We start from the raw sequence: 542 nt of genomic DNA on the forward strand, positions 1-542 counted from the left end.
AGAATTGCCCGGTGCGCTACCGAATCCTCGGCCCCACCCAGGCCCACGACGACACCGGCGCCCCCCTCACCCCCGGCGGCCCCCGCCTCCGCGCGCTCCTCACCGCCCTCGCCCTCCGCGCCGGCGCCCCGGCCGCCGCGTCCGTCACCGACCTGGTCGACGAGGTCTGGGGCGACGACCCGCCCCAGGACGCCCCCGCCGCGCTCCAGGCCCTCGTGTCCCGCCTGCGCCGCACCCTCGGCCCCGGGCGGCTCACCACGGACCCCGCCGGCGGCTACCGCCTCACCGCCGCCCGCGACGACGTCGACCTCCACCGCTTCACCCGCCTCGCGGCCCTCGGCGCCGAGCAGCTGGCCACCGACCCCGCCACCGCCGCCACCACCCTCCGCGAGGCCCTCGCCCTGTGGCGCGGACCCGCCCTCGCCGACCTCCCCGAGCCCGCCCGCACCGCGTACGCCGCCGCCTCCGAGGCCCGCCGCTCCGGCGCCCGGCGGGACCGCGTCGAGGCCGACCTGCGCAGCGGCGCCACCGCCCCCGCCGCA

General features: G+C 81.7%; 1 protein-coding gene. It reads left to right on the plus strand.

Going from position 1 to position 542, the window contains the following annotated elements:
* Positions 1-11: 11 nt before the first annotated feature.
* On the plus strand, positions 12-542 hold a 531-nt coding region (locus SSNG_RS18615), incomplete at its 3' end, for a BTAD domain-containing putative transcriptional regulator (RefSeq protein WP_042801335.1).

Source organism: Streptomyces sp. C (assembly GCF_000158895.1).
GTDB lineage: Bacteria > Actinomycetota > Actinomycetes > Streptomycetales > Streptomycetaceae > Streptomyces > Streptomyces racemochromogenes.